The sequence below is a fragment of the Kribbella sp. NPDC026596 genome (genome assembly GCF_040638415.1).
Taxonomy (GTDB): domain Bacteria; phylum Actinomycetota; class Actinomycetes; order Propionibacteriales; family Kribbellaceae; genus Kribbella.
On the sequence record NZ_JBEZYF010000020.1, the window covers coordinates 46,264 to 63,592 of the forward strand.

Sequence of the window (17,329 nt, forward strand, 5' to 3'; positions counted from 1 at the left end):
CGGGGCTACGCTGCTCAGATGCGTTCTGAGCTGATCGACATCGCGACCGGCGGGACCGAGGTCGTGTTCGACCTGACGAGCAGGTGCGAGCAGTTCGTCGCCGCTGAGGCCCACCAGGCCCAGGGCGACGGACTGCTGCACCTGTTCGTGCCGCATGCGACCGCGGGGATCGCCATCCTCGAGACCGGCGCAGGCAGCGACACGGACCTGCTCGCGGTGCTCGAGGAGTTGCTGCCGCGTGACTTCTCCTGGCGGCACCGGCACGGTACGCCGGGGCACGGGCGTGACCACGTGCTGCCCGCACTGATCCCGCCGTACGCGACCGTCCCGGTGGTCGAGGGGCGGCTGGCGCTCGGCACCTGGCAGTCGATCTGCCTGGTCGACACCAACGTGGACAATCCCCGGCGCCAGGTGCGACTTTCCTGGCTGCCTGGTTAACGGACTACTGGGTAACTCGCTATTCGCGGATTTTGCTGACTTATCCCGATGTTGCGGGGGGCGTTACGTTCGCGAAACACGCCTCCGCTTGAATTGTCCGCATGGCAGCCCTTGACTCCCTGCGCGACATCACCGCGGACCTGCTGATTCGCGCCACCCGCGGGATCTGCGCCGGCAGCCTGCTGAACGCGGATTCCGGCCGCATCGACACCCGTGCCCGGCTCGACGACTGGGCCGCGGTGCTTTCTCTCTACACCGGAGAAAATGAATCCACCTCGGTTCGGGCGACCGCTTGAAACAGTTCTTCTGCCTGCTCAGTAATTGCAGCCTGAATCAAATTGTTGCCCTTATCAACGTCTTGGTGTGATCCAGGCCGCATCCCGCGCCTCGGTTCGGCCCGACGCCGGGCCCGCTGTCACGCTATGTTGTGACAGGTACGTGAGGCCTTCAGAGGGGTGACGGGCTGTGTCGGACGCGGGTGGCCGGGCTGGTCGGCGGGGTTTCGCCGATCTCTTGCTCGACCTACGGGTCCAGGCCGGCCTCTCGCAGGAGGAGCTGGCCGGGCAGGCCGGGCTGAGCGTCCGATCGATCCGTGAGATGGAGGCCGGCCGGGTGGCCCGCCCCCGGAAGGACTCGGTCCGGCTGCTCGCTTCCGCACTCGGACTGCAAAGCGACGACACGGACCATTTCCTCGCCGCCGCCGGACATGGCACCGGAACTGGCCGTGCGACCGTGCGGCCCGTCATCTCGGTGGCCGACCCTGCTCCGACCGGCCTGCGCTGGCGCGGCACCAGACCCATCCCCGACGGTCTCGTCGGTCGCGAGCAAGAGTTGCTGGAGCTGGAGACGCTGCTGCAGCAGAACCGGCTGGTGACCTTGGTCGGCCCGGGCGGGGTCGGCAAGACCGAGCTCGCCCTCGCCGCGGCCGACCGGTTCTCCGGTGTGGACACCACAGTGGTGGTCGTCGACCTCACCACCGTCCAGCGCGATGCCGCCGTACCGTCGGCCATCCTGGACGCCTTCGGCACCGCCCCCGGTACGTCGGACCTCGACGACGTCCTGTCCGGACGCGAGCCAGGGGACCTGGTGATCGTCGAGGACAACGCCGAGCATGTGCTCGACGGAGTCGCCACGGTCGCGAACCGGATGGTCCGCAGCTTCCCGGGCATCGGCGTACTCGTGACATCGCGGATCCCGCTCGGACTGCCTGACGAGGTGGTCCGCCGGGTCCAGGTGCTCGGCGTACCGGAGAACGACAAGGACTTCGACGAGATTGCAGCCAGTCCGGCGGCGGAGATGTTCTGCCGGCGGGTCGCGCGGGTGCGGCCTGGCTTCGCGCTGACCGAGGAGAACGCAGCCACTGTCGCTCGCCTGTGCCGGCGGCTGGATGGGTTGCCGCTCGCACTGGAGCTGGCGGCCGCGCGGGCCGGGTCACTGCCGGTGGAGACGATACTGTCCGCGCTGGACGACCGGTTCCGGTTGTTGTCCGGGCCGCGACGGTTCGGTGCGCCGCATCAGCGGACGCTGGCCGACACGATCGCGTGGAGCGTCGACGCACTGTCTGATCCGGCGCGGCAGTTGCTCTATCGGGCGTCTGTGCTCGGATCGCCGTTCACCCTCGATGCTGTGGCCGGGGTGTGTCCGGGCGCTCCGATCGACGCTGCCGACGTACCGATGCTGCTGGCCGAGCTGGTGGAGAAGTCGCTGCTACAGCCGGTCCACGAGTTCGAGCAGCTGTACGGCACTCGCTACAAGCTACTGGAGACGATCCGGGAGCACGCGTACGCCGGTCTGTCGTCGCAAGGCGATGATCTGATCGAGTTCCGGGACCGCGCGGTCGAGTGGTGTTCGACGTACATGTCCGGGCTGGAGGGCGCGTGGTCGTCGCCGGACCGGGATCGGCGGTATCGGGCCGCGCATGCGAACTCCGCTTTGTTCGAGGTGGCGCTGGAGCGCGCGTCCGAGCTCGGGCAGTGGGACGTGGCCGCGCGGATCGTGCTGGGGTTCCGGATCGCCTGGCAGTACCAGGCGAGCGTTGCCGAGAGCGGGATCCGCTGGGCGACGCTGTGCGCCGACAACGTCGAGGACAAGGAAGTCAGTGGCAGGTTGCTCGCGATCGCGGGACGGCTGTCCAGTCTGACCGGTGACATCCGTGGAGCCCGCCGGCACTACGAGGCGGCGCGCACGCTCATCCCTGGCGAGACCGAGATGGGTCTGGTCGCTCGAGGCGGCTGGGTGTCGTCCGGATCGCATCTGCTCGACACCCGGAGTCTGGCCGAGATCCCGGCGCTGGTGGACGACGCGCGCAAACACGGCGACCTCCAGCGGTCGGCGACCGTACAGGCGATCTGTGGGCTCGCTCTGCTGCGTTGGGGCCGATTGCCGGAGGCAAAGGAACTCCTGCTCGCGTGGGAGGCCGCACTGGTCAACCCAGGCGTCTATCCGGACGAGATCGCGTACATGGCGCTCAGCCGCGTCGAGCTCGAGCTGGGCAACCTGTCCGAGGCCCGTCGCTGGGTTTTGCTGGCGCGGGACAGCCAGGCCTCAGACGATCCGGAGCGGACGAAGGTGGCCGGCTGCCTGGCCATGGTCGAGTACCACGCCGGCCGGTACGACGAGGCGCGGGCGCTGCTCGACGCGGCGGACGCCGACATCCGTGGGCACCGTGGGTACTTCGACTACCTGGTGATGCTCTACCGGTCCCGACTCGCGCGCGACGCCGGTGACGCCGAGCAGGCCCGGGTCTGCATCCGGGACGCGGTCAACCGGCTGCTGGTCGAAGGCCGGGTGGTATATCTGCTCGAAGTACTGCCTGAGGCTGTCGCCGTCCTGCACGCGCTGGGGCGGTCGGACGCGGGTGACTTGCTGTGCGGCCAGCTGCTGGCGTGGCAGCGGTCGATGGACCCGCCGATGTTGCCGACCGCGTGGGCGGTCCTGCAGGAGTCGTGTGCCAGTGCGTCCGTTGCCGAGGGGTGGCCGGAGCCTGATCCCGCAGCCGCGGTCCAGCGGCTGGCGAACGACGTACTCACCGCGCTTTCATGACGCCCTTCTGCTGAAGCTGCCGGGTAACTGCCGGTACTTCTGCCTCGTCCTGACCTGGCTGCCCGACGAAGAATTACAGCCGTAGGACAGGTTCCACGAAGCAGAGACCGACGCCGGGCAGTGCGGGCAGGAAAGGGCGGTGAACCCATGAAGAGGCCATGGAACCGCACTGGACTGCCGTCGAGCTTGGGGGAGGCGACGCGGAGGGCATCCGGCGGCCGGACGGTGGGGGCGCCGATCGGCTGTCGAGAGCTCCGGAGTGCTGTGCAGTGCGGATCTGTCCTGCCTGAACCGGGTGCCGTGCGCCGTCAGGGCACCACACCCGGGGCGAGGTCCCAGCAACGGGCCAGGCACACGAAACAGGGGACGAGTGCTGCGGTCCGGCTGACACGGGGAAACCGGTGGGTTTGGTCACCCGCCGGCGGGTCAGTCGCTGGGGCCTCCCGGGACCTCGACGAGCTCGCGGTCAGAGCGGTCCACACCGGACCGGCGCGGGGAGTAGCTCGGCGAGGAACCGAAAGCCACGTCGCTCGCTGGCCAACAGGGGGAGCCAGCATGCCGGCGCCATGAGGAAGCCGCCCGCTGACGCGTGGGGGGAGTCGCCAGGCTGACGCACGTGGGGACGTCAGCCCGGAGAGATCAGGCAGTCAGCACAGCGAGGTGAAGGCCCCGGCGGGGTGGCCTTCACCTCGCTAGTTTGTGTCCTCGGCCGGAGGCACCGACTGATGGAAGCGGAACCAGTTGTCCGGGTCGTAACGGCGTTTGACCTCGCGGAGCCGACCGAGGTTGGGACCGTGGTAGGCGGACTCCCAGTCGGTCAGTCCGGCGTCCGGGAAGTTCGGGTAGACCCGTCCCGACCCCCACTGATGCGTGAACTGCCACGCCTCGTCCAGCCAGTCCGGAGCGGTTGCGTCTTCGACCTCGACGCTGTGCTCAAGCAGGAATGCCTCTTCGCGGTGGGCAAAGGCGGTTGCTTCGGTCGGGACGCGGTTGTAGCCACCGCCCCACGGGGAGAAGCTGAACTCGCGGATCTGGCCCGGGACCCGATCGGCCGTCAGCCGAGCGACCAACTCTCTGATCGCCGCCGGCGGCATCGATTCCCGGAAGAACTCCGACTTCACGAACCTGGGCTTTGTCGAGTCCGGCGAGTAGCCGGGGCCGACGGTCTCGAGCCGCTCGACCTCACCCAGGTAGTCGCCGTGCTCGTGGAAGACCCAGTGAGGCTCCACGCCGATCGCAGCGACGATGTCGGTGACCACGTCGAGTGGCCCGGTGCCGAGCATCGAGCCGAACAGGTGGACCTCGGGCGGCCGGACGGGATCGGCTGGGACGAACAGCCGGAGGTCCAGGTCGTACTCGTCCGGAGCTGAAGGTGCCCAGCGCTGGTAGGCCGTCGTCACCGCGGCTGCGTGATCGTAAGCCCAGGTCAGGTCGAACGACGTCATGACGGGTGGGAGTGGCACGGTGTCGAAGACCAGGTTCGTGAGTACGCCGAGCTGGCTGCCGCCGGCACCGCGGAGGGCCCAGAACAGGTCGGCATCATGGGTGGCGTCACACCGGACGATCGATCCGTCGGCAAGGACGAGTTCGGCCGAGACGAGGTAGTCGCACGCCAGCCCGTAAGCCCGGCCTAGGAACCCGAAGCCACCACCAAGCACCTGTCCGGAGATGCCGACCGTCGGGCAGGTTCCGGCTGGGAGCATCCGGCCCGCGGGGGCCAGGACGTCGTAGATACCGCCCAATCGGGCTCCCGCGCCGACGGTGACGAGCGTCCCGGCGAGCTCGACCCGGTCCATCGGACCAACGTCGATGAGCAGCCCGGCGGTCGTCGATCGGCCGGCGTAGCAGTGGCCGCCGCCTCTGGGGACCGTCCGGATCCCCTGATCGCGACCGAATCTGATGGCAGTCGCGACGTCGCCCGCGCTTGCGGCCTGGACGATAGCTTGTGGACAGGGTGCTGTGGGCCGCGGCCGGGCCGTTTTCGCGGCTTCGTCGTACTCGATGGTCCCGGGAAGGAGCAGTGCTCCTTGGAGGGACGCCGCGAGTCGTTCCCACCTGACTGTCATGAGCTGACTATCCCGACGAGCTCATGCGTGGACCACACTTTTAGCCACCGCTAAACGGCCTCAGGACTTGAGCACAGCAGCCTTGTCGAAGGCGTAGCCGACCATCCAGCTCGGTTGCAGGCGGCAGTAGACGATGTCGTCGGCCCAGCTCGATGGCGAGCTGCCGTAGTGCTTGACCAGATGCGCCTCGATCTCCGCGAAGTCCGGGTGTTCCGGCGTCAGGAACTCCACGTCGCCGTGACTGAACACGCCGATCCGCGCGCCATCGACGTATGAGATGCTGGCGGCCGGTCTGGCCTTGAGGTGCCGCGCCTTCGCCGCCGATCCCGACGTGGTGAACACCCACCGGGCATGCAGGAAGTGCCCGTCGACCGCACTGATCCGCGGCTCGCCCCGTGCGGTGACCGTGGCCAGGTTGAGCGTGCACATGCCGGTCAGAACCCGCACCAGGTCGTCGGCGTCCAGTCGGCGCGGGTCCGTGATGATGTTGCGCAGATGCTCCGTCGAACGCTCGTACGCCCGGTCCAGAAGCTCCTGCAACTCGGTGACTTCGGCCGCTGTCTCCTTCATCTTCCGCAGTCTGGCACCGCGCGCAGACAAAAACCGTCCGGTAACCTCGCTTCATGTCAGCCCGCGTGCAGGTCGTCACCGACTCCACGGCCGGCCTGTCCACGCACGAGGTGCTCCGGTACCCGCTGACCGTCGTACCGCTCCAGGTCGTCATCGGCGGGACGTCGTACGACGACGGCGCTACCTCGGCCGACGCGGTCGCTGAGGCGCTCAAGACCTTCACGCCGGTGTCGACCAGCCGCCCGGCGCCGCAGACGTTCGCCGACACGTACCTTCGGTGTGCGAAGGACGGCGCGGAGTCGGTGGTGTCGATCCACCTCTCCGGTGACATGTCCGGCACCTTCGAGGCCGCCATGATCGGCGCCAAGGACTCGCCGATCCCGGTCCGCGTGGTCGACTCCCGCTCGCTCGGCATGGGACTCGGCTTCCCAGCCCTCGCCGCGGCCGCGGCTGCCTCCGCGGGGGAGGACCTGGCCGGCGTCGAGGCCGCGGCCCGCGCCCGGATGAAGTCGATCTCGGCGTACTTCTACGTCGACACCCTCGAATACCTCCGCCGCGGCGGCCGCATCGGCGCCGCCCAGGCATTGCTCGGTACGGCGCTAGCCGTCAAACCACTGCTCACGATCAGCGGCGGCCGCATCGTCCCCCTCGAAAAGGTCCGCACCTCCAGCCGAGCCATCGCCCGCCTCGCCGACATCGCCGTCCAACGCGCCGGCGACACCCCTGTCCAGGTAGCGGTCCACCACCTGGCCAACCTCGAAAAAGCGCAAACCCTCGCCGACGGCCTCGCCACCCGCCTCCCCCAAGCCGAAGAAATAGTCCTCCGAGAAGTAGGCGCCGTCATAGGAGCCCACGTAGGCCCCGGCCTCCTAGCCGTCGTCATAGCCCCCCGCTAGCCCCCCACCCCACCTCCACTCTCGCCCAACCCGCGTCACCTGCGCGCTCGGCCAAACCCGCGCCTCATCCACCTTCGGCCAACCCGCGTCGCCTCCGCGCTCGGTCAACCCGCGCCACCTCCCCGCTCGGCCAAACCCGCGCCACCTCCACCTTCGGCCAACCCGCGTCGCCTCCGCGCTCGGCCAAACCCGCGCCACCTCCCCGCTCACTCGACCCGGTCCTGCCTCGTCACCCGGCCTTTCGTCCCGTCCGCGCCGCAGGCGCGGGCGGGACGTTTTCCACAGCTTCAAAGTCGTGGTTCCAGCAGCTCCACGGACTCGTACTTTCTCTGGCGTGAAGGTCTTTCGTCGTGCTCCAGCGCCCGACCCGGGCGCCCGTGAGCGTGCGCTGGAACGTCTCGGCGCCCGCCCACCGGAGCACGCACCCGACGAACACCTGGAGGAGCGTGATGAGGAGGTGCGAGGTGGATGGATCCCCGAATCAGTCCGGCCCGAGCGACTACGAGACGCACGCTGGACCCTGTCCCCACGACACGTCGTGGTCCTGGCCGCCGTACTCGCCATCGGCCTGTCCTGGGCCGCATGGTCCGTCTTCCGCACCCGCCCGGAGACCCTCCCCGACACCCGCCCGTCCACCGCCGCCACAGGCTCACCCGTCGCCCAACCATCATCCGGCAGCCAATCCCCAGCCGCCGCCGGCACCACCCAACCCGCAGGAGCTCAGGCCTCACCAAGCCAGCCCGGGCAGTCGACCGGCATCCCCGGACAGCCAACCGGCCTGGTCGTCGTACATGTAGCCGGCAAGGTACGCCGCCCCGGCCTGGTCCGTGCCCCAACCGGCTCCCGCGTAGCCGACGTACTCGCCCTCGCCGGCGGCCCCCTCCCCGGCGTCGACCTCACCACCCTCAACCTCGCCCGCCAAGTCACCGACGGCGAACAAATCATCGTCGGCCAACCAAACGCACTCCCACCCGCCTCCACCCCCGGCGCGACCACCTCATCCGCACCCACCGCGCTACCCGAAGCCCCCGTCAACCTCAACACCGCCACCCTCGACCAACTCGACGCCCTCCCCGGCGTCGGCCCCGTCCTGGCCCAACGAATCCTCGACTACCGCACCCAGAACGGCCCCTTCACGACCATCGACCAACTCCAAGAGGTCCCCGGCGTAGGCCCCAAGAAGTTCGACTCCCTAAAACCCCATGTCCGCCTCTAACCCCACCACCACCCCCACCCACCCCAACCCCGCCGACCCCACCCACGCCACCAACCCCGCAGGCCCTGCCGACTCGACCGACGACTCCAACTCCGCCGAGCCCGCCACCCCCAACGAGCGATTGGACATTCGGCTGTTGGTGCCGGCGGCCGCAGGCTGGCTGACCGCCGTCCTCCTGGTCGGCCAGCGCCCGCTCGCCGGTGCCATCACGGCCGCAGTCGCCCTAACCGCCGCCGTCGTACTCGCCCTGACCAAGTCCCACGCGTCCGGCAAGCCCAGGCGTCAGATGCGTCCCCGGACACGCATTAGCTCGACCGTCGTAGGCGTCCTGGTCGTCATCGCCGGCATGGGACTAGCGGCCGGCCTACAGGTGGAAAGCCTCCGCGTCGGCCCGGTACACAACTTGGCGGCCAACAACGCAACAGTCACCGTCCGCCTGAAAATGACCGCTGACCCATCCGTACGCCAGAGTCCAGGCGGCCGACGCCCGCCGTACGTCGTAGTGAGAGCAACGATCGAGGAGGTGAAATCTCGAGGGACAGCAACCCGAGTGCGTACCCCGGTGCTCCTGATCGGTACGACGCAATGGCAAACGGTCAGGTACGGCCAGCACGTCAACGCGAACGGTCGACTCGAGGCAGTGGAATCCGGATCCGATGTCACCGCGATGCTCTCGATCCGTTCACCTCCGCGGATTGCCGACGAACCACCCTGGTGGTTACGCGCCGCCGAGAAGGTTCGCGGCGGCCTTCGCAACTCCGTCGCCGGGGAGCCAGAGGACGTCCGCGGCCTCGTACCAGCACTCGTGATGGGCGACGAGTCCGCCTTACCCGCCGACCTGACCGAGGACTTCCAAACGACAGGTCTCACGCATCTCTCGGCGGTGTCGGGCACCAACCTGACCTTGCTGCTGGCGTTCGTTCTCCCGTTCGCCCGGCTGATCGGCGTCCGGGCTCGCGGGTTGACTGCGATCGGACTGATGACGGTCGTCGTGTTCGTGGTCCTCGCAAGACCCCAGCCGAGCGTCCTCCGTGCGGCCGCGATGGGCCTGATCGCGCTGGCGGCGATGACAAGCGGAGGAGCGCGCCGGCGAGCCGCACGCAGCCTGTCGGTAGCGGTCATCGCTTTACTGCTCCTCGACACGTCGCTCGCGCGATCGGCCGGATTCGCGCTGTCCGTACTCGCAACCGCGGGGATCGTCCTACTCGGTCCCGGCTGGCGGGACGCGTTGGCCAAGTGGCTGCCGACCTGGTTGGCCGAAGCAATCTCCTGTCCGCTCGCCGCGCAACTCGCGTGTACGCCGGTCGTCGCCTGGCTCTCAGGCCAGGTCTCGCTGGTCGCAGTCGCTGCCAACCTGCTGGCCGGTCCCGCCGTCGGCCCGGCGACCATCCTCGGCTTCACTGCGGCCGGCGCCGCTCTCGTCAGTACAGCTGCGGCCCAACTCGTCGGCTGGGCCGCAGGCTGGCCGGCTCGATGGATCATCCTTGTCGCTCGCGAAGGCGCTGATCTCCCAGGTGCCGCTAACGCCTGGCCCGCCACCACGATCGGCGTCGCCGTACTAACCCTGCTCTGCCTCGCGCTCGTACTAGGCCTCCACAGGATCCTGGCCAGACCGATCGCCATGGTCCTCGCGGTGGTACTGCTCGCGGTCGTCGTACTCCGTCCGGTGGGATCAATAGGCTGGCCGCCGGACGACTGGCTGTTCGTGATGTGCGATGTCGGCCAGGGCGATGGCCTTGTTTTGCGGGCAGGCGAGCGTACGGCGGTCGTCGTCGACACAGGCCCGGATCCCGCCGCCATGGATCGTTGCCTGCGTGACCTAGGGGTCGAACACATCCCCGTACTCGTGCTGAGTCACTTCCACGCAGACCATGTCGGTGGACTGGCCGGCGTACTGAAGGATCGGCGCGTCGACGAGATCGAAGTGACGCCGTACTTCTCACCACGCGCGGAGCACAACCGTGTGGTCGAACTCGCGTCGCATCACGGAATCAGCCTTCGCACAGTCACGTACGGCGAGAAGCGCTTCGTCGGCCAACTCAGCTGGACTACTCTCTGGCCCGCGCGCGTCCCCGCGCTCCCACCACCCGGTACGTCGTCCGCGACCCCGACCGACGAGGGTTCACCGGAGAACAACGCCAGCATCGCCATGATGGTCGAGCTGTCCGGCCTCCGAATCCTCCTGACCGGCGACCTGGAACCCGAGTCCCAACGAGCGATCCTCGCTACCGGTGCGGACCTTCACGCCGACATCCTCAAAGTCCCGCATCACGGCTCGGCCCAACAGGACCCGACTTTCCTGGCCGCCACCAACCCCCGCCTGGCCCTGATCTCCGCAGGCCGCAACAACGACTACGGCCACCCCGCCCCGCGAACCCTGGACCTCCTCTCCCACGACGCCACCCGAACCGCCACCACCAACACCAGCGGCACCCTCACCATCACCAACCCCAACAACCACCTATCCCTAACCACCCACGAACCCCCATCCCCAACCCGCTGAACCTCCCACCACCTGAAGCTGGACGGTGGACGGAAGCTTCAGCCCGGAAGGTGCCGGAGATTGGGTGCTGGAGGACGGGCTCCTGCCGGTTCCGCCACCGGGTGCAGGAGGCGGGGTGCTGAAGCTTGGCCCATCGGCTGCTGGCTGTGGTGCAGGTGGTGGGCGGCGGGCGCTGGGGGTTGGGTGGGGGTCAGGGTGTTGGGGTGAAGGTGACGCTGGCTGCGTTGACTGGGGTTTCGGGTTGGTTGCCTAGGGACCAGGCGGCTACCCGGGAGACTGTGTGGGCGGGGATCTCGTCGCTGATGCCGGGGGCGGCGGGGACGTTGTAGGTCGCGTGGGCGTCGTGGGGGAGGACTACGCGGTAGCCGCGGGCCAAGGCTGTCCGGGCGGTCGCCTGTACGCACATCTCGGACATGACGCCGCAGATCGCAACCGCGCGTACGCCGGCTTTGACGAGCACCTCGCCGAGGGGTGTGCTGTCGAAACCGTCGTCTCTCGGCTTGCGGATGACGTGCTCTCGGGGACCGGGCTTGACCGGGAGGTAAAGCTCCCAACCTGGGGTATCGGGTTCGTCGTCCGCGCCGGGTGGGCCATCGTTCTGGAGGTGTACGACGACCGCCCCGGCAGCTCGGGCTCGGTCGAGCAGTTCGGTGGTGCGGTCGAGGAGAGGAGGAGCATCGGGTACGGCGTTCGCCCCGGAGACGAAGGCCGATTGCATGTCCACGATGATGAGCGCGTCGACAGGCTTGGTGTTGGTCATGCCGCCATCTTCACGCGTGCGGGCAACAGGTCTCCACGCAGTTTCCGGGGCGTGAGGTTTGTCGGTGCGGCGCGAGGTCTCCACGCGACTTGGCCCGGTGTGTGGATCGTCGGTGCGGCATGAGGTGTGCCGGGAGATTGCCCGGGGCGGGGGTTGTCGGTGGGGCGTGGGATGCTGGCGGGGTGGCTGCTCGTAGGGGTTCTGCGCCGAAGCTGGGCGACGTGTTGCTGGTGACCGGGACCGAGGCGTTCCTGGCGGATCGGGCGGTGAAGTCGGCGATCGCGGCGGTGTCCAAGGGCAGCGCCGAGGTTGAGGTGACGGAGATCGACGCGTCCACGATGGACGTCGGGGTGTTCGCGGAGCTCACTGGGCCCTCGCTGTTCGCGAGTGAGCGGGTGCTTGTGTTGCGTGCGCTGGAGAATCTGCCGGGTGAGATGGCGCCGTACCTGATCGAGTACGCCGGCGCACCGGTGGACGACGTACTCGTAGTTTTGGTGCACTCAGGTGGGCAGAAGGGGAAGGCAGTTCTCGACAAGTTGCGGAAGGCATCGGTCAACGAGGTGGTCGCGACCGCGCCGAAAGCGTGGGAGCTGCCCCAGTTCGTGGCTGGTGAGATTCGGTTGCTGGGCGGGAGCGTGGACGAGCGGGCGGCGTCGGCGCTGGTGGACGCGGTCGGGCACGATCTTCGGGCGCTGGCTGGGGCGTGTTCGCAATTGGTGTCGGACTCCGGCGGACAGGCGGTCAGTCCGGAGCTGATCGGCCAGTACTTCGGTGGTCGTGCGGAGGTCACGAGCTTCGCTGTCGCGGATGCGGCGATCGCGGGTCGGACCGAGCCGGCGCTGGAGCAGTTGCGCTGGGCGCTGGACTGCGGGGTCGCGCCGGTGCTGGTGACGAGTGCGATGGCGGGTGGGTTGCGCGGGCTGGCGAAGTTTGCGAGTGCGCCGAGTGGTTTGCGGGAGGCGGATCTGGCGCGCGAGGTCGGCGTACCGCCGTGGAAGCTCAAGCAGTTGAAGCAGCAGTCTCGCGGCTGGACTCCCGGTGGGCTGGCGACCGCGATCAAGGCCGTAGCCCAGGCCGACGCCGACGTGAAGGGCGCCTCCGGTGACGCCGGCTACGCCCTCGAACGCATGGTCATCACCGTAAGCCGCTCCCACGGCCGTCGCTGACCCCGCAACCCACCCAACATGGAGAGCCGCCGCCGACCGCCGGCCTGAGTCGGGTCGGGATCACACCACTCCTACTGCCACCACCAGGGGGCTGGAGGGGTGTTGAGTCGTGGGTTGTGGTTGAGGAGTTCGGCGTGTCGAGCGCCGAGATCCACGACTCGAGTTGGCAGGGGGTCGCCGGGATGCACGACTCGGGGATAGGAGGGGGCGCCAGGTTCCATGACTGGGGTCCGGGGAGCGGGGGTGGGGCGTTAGTGCTCGCGGATCAGGTGGAGGCGGTCTGCGTTCGGGGTTGTGCGGGCACGCAAAAACGATCGGCCGGTCGGGGACGGGCCGATCGTTGGCGGGCTGCTTCAGAGAGAGGCGGCCTTCTTGAAGATGGCCGACTTGCGGTTGGCGGCCTGGTTGGCGTGGATGACGCCCTTGCTGACGGCCTTGTCGAGCAGCCGGCCGGCCTTGCGAGCGGTGTCCTGCGCCTTGTCGGTCTCGCCGGCGTCGACGGCCTCGTGGAAGCGGCGAACAGCCGTCTTGAGGGTCGACTTCACCGACTTGTTGCGAAGTCGCGCAGCCTCGTTCTGGCGGTTGCGCTTGATCTGGGACTTGATGTTCGCCACGGAGCAGAGCCTCGATCAGGAGTATGCGGTCATTACAGGAAAATGTCGCGGCGCACGGCTGAACACCACCCGTGGGCGCGCGAAGAGCCAGATTACCAACAAGCGGCCGCTAGCTCCAAACTCAGCCCCGGGCGGCTCCAGGCTCATTCCTGGGCGGTGTCGGTCGGCGGAGTTGGGGAAGGGGTGGCTTCGGCGGTGGTTTTTAGGCGGGTGAGGGTCGTGTGGATGCCGTGGAGGTTGCGGGGGGTGCGGTTGCCGAAGATCGGGCGGAAGAGGAGGCGGAGGGCGGCCGGGCGGTGGTCGGTCCAGGACTCGGTGACCTCGCAGCCGGTCGCGGTCGGGGTGAAGTCGTAGGCCCAGAGCGAGATCGGGATCGGGCCGAAGTGGATGGTGAAGGCGAAGCGCCGGCCCGGCTCCGCGTCGACCACTCGCCCGAAGGTGAACCAGCGGACCACACCGACCCGGTTGTGACCCACGAACCGCGCACCCACGGCCGGGCCGGGCGTGCGGGACGCCGCGTGCCCCGTGCCCGAGGCATCGGGCGACCGCTCCGGTTGCACCGACCTACCGTAGGACCGGTCGCGGCGGACCGCCGCTCCGGACGCGCCGTGCCCGGTGCCCGACGCATCGGGCGACCGCTCTGGTTGGACCGACGTACCGAAGGTCCGGTCGCGGCGGACCGCCGCTCCGGACGCGCCGTGCCCGGTGTCCGACCTACCGGAAGAGCGGTCGCTGGGGACCGGCGTATGGGAGGACCAGGTGACGCGCGTGCATTCGGGGCTCCACTCGCGCATGCGGGGGAGGTTGCTGACCAGGGCGTAGACGGCGGCGGCCGGGGCTTGGACGGGGATGGACTCCGTCAGGTCGGCCATCGGGTTTTCCCTTGCTGTCGGCTGACATGGGGCTACCTGAGCGTGACATCGACAGGGCCTGACGGCATACTCAGGCCCGCGTGACGCTGATCACCGCAGCCGCCTGAGTGCGCGCGGGGAGTCACGAACAGCGAGCCCAGCTCCACCATCGCGCCGTCCCAGCCCTGGAGGAACTCAGTGACCCGCCGTACCCCCAAGCGCCAGGCGATCGTCATCGCCACCGCACTGATCGCCGCGGCAGCCGGCGTACCGATCCTGGTCAGCGCGGCCAGCGCCAGCCAGACCCCGTCCGACGCGGCCGACCCACAGGTCAAGCGCTCCGGCACCGGCTCGTACATCGTCCAGCTCGACGACTCCCCGGTGGCCGAATACGACGGCACCATCGCCGGCCTGGCCGCGACACGAGTGGCACCCGGCGGCAAGCTCTTGAAGACCGCCGCGCCGGTCGTCGACTACGTCAAGCACCTCACCAGTGAGAGCGACCAACTCCTCCAGAAGGTCAAAGGAAAGAAGCTCTACGACTACAGCTACACGTACGCCGGTTTCTCCGCCGAGATGTCGTACGACGAAGCCGTCAAGCTGGCCAAGTCGTCCGGAGTGAAGAGCGTCGAGCCGAGCGAGCTGCAGCACGAGGACACCGTGGACACCCCGCGGTTCCTCGGCCTGTCGGGCAAGGACGGCGCGTGGCAGCAGGCGGGTGGTGTCGACAAGGGCGGCGACGGCGTGATCATCGGCATGATCGATTCCGGCTTCGTCCCGGAGCGGCCGAGCTTCGCGCCGATGAAGACCACCAGGCAGTCGGACGCCATCGTGGCGAAGAAATGGAAGGGCACCTGCCAGGCCGGTGAGGAGGCGCCGGCCGTCACCTGCAACAACAAGGTGATCGGCGCCCGGTACTTCGACAAGGGCATCGGCACCCGACCGATCCCGGAGGAGTTCAAGTCGCCGCGCGATTACGGCGGTCACGGCACCCACACCGCGAGTACGGCGGCCGGCAACTATGGCGTCGACATGAGCGTCATGGGCCGGGACTACGGCAAGGGCTCAGGCATGGCCCCGCACGCGCGGCTGGCGATCTACAAGGCCCTGTGGGCTGTGGACGCGACCGGTGGCGGCAGCGGGACCGACGCCGACATCGTGGCGGCCATCGACGCCGCGGTTGCCGATGGCGTTGACGTGATCAACTACTCGATCTCCGGCTCCGGCTCGACGTACGTGAATGCCACCGGTCTGGCCTTCCTGCGCGCGGCCAAGGCGGGCGTGTTCGTCGCCACCAGCGCGGGCAACACCGGTCCGGGCGAGGCCACGGTCGGCAAGACCTACCCCTGGGTGACGTCGGTTGCCAACGGCACCCATGACCGCGACATCCAGACCACCGTGACGCTGCGCGACGGCAAGACCTACACCGGCGCAGGCATCGGCGCCGGCACCCCGCAAACGCCGGTGATCCTGGCCAAGGACGCGGGGCTCGATGGCGCCAACCCGACGAACCTCGTCCTCTGCCAGGCAGGAACGCTCGACCCGGCCAAGGTCAAGGGGAAGATCGTGGTCTGCGATCGCGGCGTCAACGCCCGCGTCGACAAGAGCCTGCAGGTGAAGAACGCCGGCGGTGTCGGCATGATCCTGCTCAACATCACCCCGGGCACGCTGGACGCCGACCTGCACACGGTCCCGACCGTGCACCTCGACGACAAGGCCGCGCCCGCGGTCAAGGCGTACGTCGGCGGTACGGCGAACCCGACCGCCACGATCGGCGCCGGTACGCCGGTCCGCGTGACCGCACCGAAGGTCGCAAGCTCGTCCAGCCGCGGCCCGTCCCCGGCCGGCAACGGCGACCTGCTGAAGCCCGACCTCATGGCGCCGGGTACGAACGTCCTCGCCGCGACGACCGTGTTCAGTGCGGCCGGTGGCGAGTACGCGTTCATGAGCGGTACGTCGATGTCGACGCCGCACATCGCCGGGATCGCGGCGGTACTGAAGAGCAAGCATCCGACGTGGTCCCCGATGGCGATCAAGTCGGCGCTGATGACGACCGCGACCGACAAGGACACCAGCGGCAAGCCGATCCAGAACGACTCCGGCTCCCAGGCCAACCCGTTCGGGTACGGCGCCGGCGAGGTGCAGCCGAAGCAGGGCATCGACCCGGGCCTGGTCTACGACTCGTCGTACGCCGACTGGGCGAAGTTCGTCTGTGGATCCGGCCAGGTCCCGAGCACGCATGAGCTGTGCGCGGGCGGCTCGACCGACCCGAGTGACCTGAACTACCCGACGATCGCGATCGGCGACCTGGCCGGCAAGCAGACCGTGACCCGGACCGTGACGAACGTCGGCCAGTTGCCCGAGGTCTACTTCCCGAAGGTCGAAGGCCTCACCGGACTCAAGGTGACCGTGACGCCGCGGATCCTGATCACGCTGCCTGGCCGCAGTACGACGTACAAGGTGACGTTCGAGAACGCCGGTGCGCCGCTGGAGCAGTACTCGTTCGGCAAGCTCACCTGGAAGTCGAACCGGCACGCGGTGAGCAGCACGCTGGCGATCAAGCCGCTGACGGTGAAGGCGCCGGTGCAGGTCAACGGGACCGGGACCGCGGGGTCGGTGCAGGTGCCGATCACGGCCGGGTACTCCGGCACTCTGAGCACTACGTCCGTCGGCCTGACACCGGCCACCATCAACGACGCCCCGCTGAAGAATCCGGGTGGCGTGTCGTTCCCGACGACGAACCCGCAGGTCAACGACCACGTCGCCAAGTTCACGGTGAACGTCCCGGCCGGCACGAAGTACGCCCGGTTCTCGACGTTCGACGCGGACTACCCGGCCGGCACCGACCTCGATGTGTTCGTCTACAAGTCCGGTACGACGGCTCTGCTCGCCAGCAGCACCGGTGGTTCCGCCGAAGAAGAGGCGAACCTCCCAGCCCCGGCGGGCGGCTCGTACGACGTGTACGTCGACCTGTACGCCGGAGCCGCCGAGCAGACCGTCAAGCTCGACCACTGGGAACTCCAGAACCCGGAGAGCAACCTCACCGCCACTCCGGCCAGCCAGACAGTCCAGGTAGCGGCTCAGACCAATGTCACCGCCTCCTGGACCGGCCTGACCGCCGGCACCCGGTACCTGGGCCAGCTGCGCTACACCGACGGCGCAGACGGCTCCGGCTCGACCATCGTCCGAGTAGACGCCTGACCGTCG

General features: G+C 68.6%; 13 protein-coding genes. 8 read left to right on the plus strand and 5 right to left on the minus strand.

Annotated elements, in window-relative coordinates; all coding sequences use genetic code 11:
- Positions 1-18: 18 nt before the first annotated feature.
- The 3 genes from AB0E63_RS18780 to AB0E63_RS18790 all read left to right on the plus strand — a co-directional run bounded on the left by AB0E63_RS18780 (position 19) and on the right by AB0E63_RS18790 (position 3,480).
- Entirely contained in the window at positions 19-438 is a 420-nt protein-coding gene (locus AB0E63_RS18780; protein ID WP_360367228.1) for a YjbQ family protein, read from the plus strand.
- A gap of 101 nt (positions 439-539) precedes the next feature.
- Complete coding sequence (locus AB0E63_RS18785) at positions 540-734, plus strand: hypothetical protein (RefSeq protein WP_360367231.1); 195 nt, start codon at positions 540-542, stop codon at positions 732-734.
- A 169-nt stretch (positions 735-903) separates the two neighbouring features.
- On the plus strand, positions 904-3,480 hold the full coding sequence (locus AB0E63_RS18790; RefSeq protein ID WP_360367234.1) for a helix-turn-helix domain-containing protein: 2,577 nt from the start codon (positions 904-906) through the stop codon (positions 3,478-3,480).
- 692 nt (positions 3,481-4,172) lie between these two features.
- On the opposite strand, the gene AB0E63_RS18795 is transcribed toward AB0E63_RS18790, so the two are convergent.
- The gene (locus AB0E63_RS18795) at positions 4,173-5,546 is read right to left on the minus strand and encodes an FAD-binding oxidoreductase (RefSeq protein ID WP_360367237.1); all 1,374 of its coding nucleotides are present in this window, start codon (positions 5,544-5,546) and stop codon (positions 4,173-4,175) included.
- Positions 5,547-5,606: 60 nt separating this feature from the next.
- Entirely contained in the window at positions 5,607-6,116 is a 510-nt protein-coding gene (locus AB0E63_RS18800) for a pyridoxamine 5'-phosphate oxidase family protein (RefSeq protein ID WP_360367240.1), read from the minus strand.
- 53 nt (positions 6,117-6,169) lie between these two features.
- Here AB0E63_RS18800 and AB0E63_RS18805 point away from each other — a divergent pair, with 53 nt between their 5' ends.
- The 3 genes from AB0E63_RS18805 (at position 6,170) to AB0E63_RS18815 (ending at position 10,731) form a co-directional block, all read left to right on the plus strand.
- Positions 6,170-7,012: a DegV family protein gene (locus AB0E63_RS18805; protein ID WP_360367243.1), complete on the plus strand. Its 843-nt coding sequence runs from the start codon at positions 6,170-6,172 to the stop codon at positions 7,010-7,012.
- Positions 7,013-7,346: 334 nt separating this feature from the next.
- Positions 7,347-8,228 (plus strand): ComEA family DNA-binding protein, encoded by an 882-nt coding sequence (locus tag AB0E63_RS18810; RefSeq protein ID WP_360367246.1) that lies wholly within the window; start codon positions 7,347-7,349, stop codon positions 8,226-8,228.
- The gene (locus AB0E63_RS18815; RefSeq protein WP_360367249.1) at positions 8,215-10,731 is read left to right on the plus strand and encodes a ComEC/Rec2 family competence protein; all 2,517 of its coding nucleotides are present in this window, start codon (positions 8,215-8,217) and stop codon (positions 10,729-10,731) included. Before AB0E63_RS18810 ends, AB0E63_RS18815 begins: the two co-directional genes overlap by 14 nt.
- Positions 10,732-10,921: 190 nt before the next feature.
- Here AB0E63_RS18815 and AB0E63_RS18820 read toward each other — a convergent pair whose 3' ends face one another.
- Positions 10,922-11,491, minus strand: a complete 570-nt coding sequence (locus AB0E63_RS18820; protein WP_360367252.1) for an isochorismatase family protein — start codon at positions 11,489-11,491, stop codon at positions 10,922-10,924.
- A 182-nt stretch (positions 11,492-11,673) separates the two neighbouring features.
- Here AB0E63_RS18820 and holA point away from each other — a divergent pair, with 182 nt between their 5' ends.
- Complete coding sequence (gene holA, locus AB0E63_RS18825; protein ID WP_360367255.1) at positions 11,674-12,657, plus strand: DNA polymerase III subunit delta; 984 nt, start codon at positions 11,674-11,676, stop codon at positions 12,655-12,657.
- A gap of 353 nt (positions 12,658-13,010) precedes the next feature.
- Here holA and rpsT read toward each other — a convergent pair whose 3' ends face one another.
- Both rpsT and AB0E63_RS18835 read right to left on the minus strand, forming a co-directional pair.
- A complete protein-coding gene (gene rpsT / locus AB0E63_RS18830) occupies positions 13,011-13,271 on the minus strand; it encodes a 30S ribosomal protein S20 (protein WP_360367258.1) in 261 nt (86 codons plus the stop codon).
- 143 nt (positions 13,272-13,414) lie between these two features.
- The gene (locus AB0E63_RS18835) at positions 13,415-14,143 is read right to left on the minus strand and encodes an SRPBCC family protein (protein WP_360367261.1); all 729 of its coding nucleotides are present in this window, start codon (positions 14,141-14,143) and stop codon (positions 13,415-13,417) included.
- A 177-nt stretch (positions 14,144-14,320) separates the two neighbouring features.
- Here AB0E63_RS18835 and AB0E63_RS18840 point away from each other — a divergent pair, with 177 nt between their 5' ends.
- Positions 14,321-17,323, plus strand: coding sequence for a S8 family serine peptidase (locus AB0E63_RS18840; protein WP_360367264.1), 3,003 nt, complete (start codon positions 14,321-14,323; stop codon positions 17,321-17,323).
- Positions 17,324-17,329: the final 6 nt, after the last annotated feature.